Here is a 3523-nt window from a genome sequence, read left to right on the forward strand (position 1 = left end):
GCCCCGATTCCAGGGCCGTTAGCGACGTCGACGGGTGCAAACGGACCGGGGCGTGGGGCGCGGTCGGGATCACCGGTGGGCCTCGACGGCAGCGCGCAGCGTGGTGCGGTCGTCGAAGGGGTGCACCACGCCCGCGATCTCCTGACCGGTCTCGTGGCCCTTGCCCGCGACCAGGACGGTGTCGCCGGCGCCGACGCGCTCGACGGCTGCCGCGATCGCGTCGGCGCGGCCGGCGACCTCGATCACCTCGCCGCGCTCGGCGGCGGGCACCCCCAGAGCACCGTCGAGCATGGCCCGGCGGATGGCCGCCGGATCCTCGGACCGGGGATTGTCGTCGGTGACCACGAGCACGTCGGCGTCGCGCGCCGCGATGGCGCCCATGTGCGGCCGCTTGCCGCGGTCACGGTCGCCGCCGCACCCGAGCACAATGATCAACTTGCCACGCGTCAACGGCCGCAGGGCGCGCAACGCACCGTCGACCGCCGCCGGCTTGTGGCTGTAGTCGACGACGGCGAGATACGGCTGCCCCGCGTCGATGCGTTCCATCCGTCCCGGTACCGACGCGGCGGCGATCGCGGGCGCCGCCACGATCGGGTCGACGCCGTCCTCGTAGAGCAGTGCGAGAGCGAGCACGGCGTTGGCGACGTTGTAACGCCCGGGTATCGCGCAACCCATGTCGATCTCGATCGGGCCACGTCGAGTCAGGTGCCCATCCGGTCCGACCACGCGGAACGTCGTCGAACCGTCGGGCCGTTCCACGACACGCGTCGCGCGCCACGTGCCGCTCGGGTTGTCCCAGCCACTCGCCGTGACCGCCGGCCCGCCGAGCATGTCGCTGAGAAGATCGCCGTAGTGGTCGTCGACAACCACCACGGGGCGGTCGGTGTAATGCTGGTTGAGGAACAGCGACGCCTTGGCCTTGAAGTACTCCTCGATGGTCTCGTGGAAGTCGAGGTGGTCCTCGGAGAGATTCGTAAAGCCAGCCGTGCGGAACCAGGTGCCGCCGACGCGGCCGAGCGCGAGCGCGTGGCTGGACACCTCCATAGCGACGTCGGTGACGCCGCGCTCGCGCATGACAGCGAGCAGCGCCTGCAGCTCCGGCGCCTCGGGCGTGGTGAACCCGGTCTTGATCTCGTCGTCGCCGATCATCGTCGCGACGGTGCCGATCAGGCCGGGCACCCTGCCGGCGGCCTGCAGACCGGCTCGCATGAGGAACGTCGTGGTCGTCTTACCACTGGTTCCCGTAACACCCAGCGCGGCGACATAACTGCTCGGCGAGCCGTAAACCTTCGCGCTCACCCGGCCGAGGCGGTCCCGCACGTCCTCGACTACGAGCACCGAGTCGAACTCACCGTCGAGTTGGTCGAGGCCGGCACGATCGGTCAGCAGTGCGACCGCTCCGGCGGCTCTGGCCTGCGCCGCGAAGCGGACGCCGTGGGCCCTGGCGCCGGGGAGGGCCGCGAAAAGGTCACCCGGACGTACGTATTTGCTCGACGCGGTGATGCCGGTGACCGCGACGTCACGGCCGATTACGACTTCGGACTGGTCCGCCCATTCCGGGTCAACTCCAGTCCAGCGGAGCTCGTCAGCCAGCGTCCGCAATGGAGTTGGCAACACCCGGTCGGGACGTGGGATGCCGCCGTCCGAACTCGTCGCCACGTCAGCAAACGTTAGCTGGCAACGTCGCCCTGTTGACGCCGCGGCAGTCCTGCAACGGCACGTGCACGCCCTGTGCGCCGGTCGGGGGGACGTCCGCGTGCTGTACCTCGTAGGTCGCGATCTCGTGGAACAGCGGCGCGGCCACGTCACCACCCTCGACGCCGTGCGCGGGGTTGTCGACCATGATCGCCACGACGAACTGCGGGTTGTCCGCGGGCACCATGCCGGCGAAGGTGTCCCAGTTCTTGTAGCTGGAGTATGCGCCGCCGTGTGCGGGGTCCGGCTGCTGCGCGGTGCCGGTCTTGCCCGCCACCTGGTAGCCGTTGATCGCTGCCTTGACACCCGTGCCGCCGGGCATCGTCACCGACTGCAGCATGGTGCGCAGCGTCTGCGCCGTCTGCGGGTTGATCACCCGGATGCCTGCCGGCTGCTGGGTGCGCGTTCGCGCGCCGTCGGCCTTGGTGACCGCCTGCACGATGCGCGGTGGGATGCGCACCCCGCCGTTGGCGATCGTCTGGTAGATCGACGCGAGCTGCAGCACGGTCATGCTCTCGCCCTGGCCGAACGGCAGGTTGGCGAACGTGGACGCCGACCACGTCGACAACGGCGGCACGTACCCGCTGCTCTCGCCAGGCAGCTCGATGCCCGTCTTGTCACCGATGCCGAACGCCTTCTCGTAGCGGTACCACGTGGCCGGACCGAGCTTCTGCGCGATCTCGAGCGTGCCGACGTTGGACGACTCGGCCAGTACACCGGTCGCGGTGAACTTCTCCGGCTTGTGGAACCACGCGTCGCGGACCGTGACGCCGCCCATCCGGATGTGGTCGGGCACGTTGAGCACGGTCTGCGGCTGGATCAGCCGCTGCTGCAGCGCGGCGCCGAACGTGATCGCCTTCTGCACCGAGCCCGGCTCGAACGCCGACATCACCGGCGGGTCGATCGGCGCGTCCGGGTCGATCGTGTTCGGGTCGGCCGCATCGAACGTGCCGGACGACGCCAGCGCGAGCACCTGCCCGGTGTGCACGTCCAGCACCGCCATCTCGGCGTCCTTCGCCCGCGACTCCGGCACCGCCTTGTCCAGGTAGCGCTGGGCGACGTACTGCAGGCTCTGGTCGAGGGTCAATCGCACGGTTGCGCCGTTGCGCGCCGGATGGGTCGACGTCTTGCTGCTCGGATTCACGTTGCCGGTGTTGTCGACCGAGTACGTCATGGTTCCGTCGCGGCCGGCAAGCAGGCTGTTGAACTGCGCCTCGATCCCCGCCGCGCCGCTGCCGTCGGAGTGCACGGTGCCGACGACGTTGGCCGCTGTGGTGGCACCCGGGTACTGCCGCTGCGTCGTGGCCTGCGTGTAGATGCCGCGCAGGCCGAGCTTCTCGACCTGTTGCGCGCGGGTGGCCGGCAGGGCCGTGGCCAGGATGGCGTACTGCGAGTGCTGCGCGAGCGCGGCGGTGATCGACAACGGCGTGACCTGCAGGAGCGGGGCGAGCTTCGTGGCGTACGCGATGCGATTCGCGACGCTGACCTGCTTCGGGTCCGCGGTGATGTCCTGTGCATTGGAGGTCAGCGCGAGCGGCGTGCCGAAGCGATCGACGATCGAGCCGCGCATCGCATGCAACGCCACGGTGTCGACGCGTTGCTGTGCGGCCGCGGCGGCGTACTTGCCGTTGTCCACGCCCTGCAGCTGCACGAGCCGGCCGCCGATGACGAGCAGCAGCGTGCATACCGCGGCCAGCCCGAAGCGCATGCGGCCCTCGAGGCGGCCGAGCCGCAGCCGACGCGGCTGCCGCGGCCGGCGGGCCGGCGGGCGCGTGTTCCGTGCCGGACCCGGGCGCTGTGCAGGGCGCTGTTCGGGCCGCCGTTGTGT

The 3523-nt window shown here is 70.3% G+C and carries 2 protein-coding genes; both read right to left on the minus strand.

The genetic code is table 11. The features are described from left to right. Nucleotides 1-69: 69 nt before the first annotated feature. Nucleotides 70-1659, minus strand: coding sequence for a UDP-N-acetylmuramoyl-L-alanyl-D-glutamate--2,6-diaminopimelate ligase (locus ACFFCN_RS18520; protein ID WP_375494075.1), 1590 nt, complete (start codon nt 1657-1659; stop codon nt 70-72). A 1-nt stretch (nt 1660) separates the two neighbouring features. Further along, the coding region (locus tag ACFFCN_RS18525) for a peptidoglycan D,D-transpeptidase FtsI family protein (protein ID WP_375494077.1) at nt 1661-3523 on the minus strand (1863 nt) is incomplete at its 5' end.

The sequence above is a fragment of the uncultured Jatrophihabitans sp. genome (assembly GCF_964246335.1).
Classification (GTDB): Bacteria; Actinomycetota; Actinomycetes; order Mycobacteriales; family Jatrophihabitantaceae; genus Jatrophihabitans.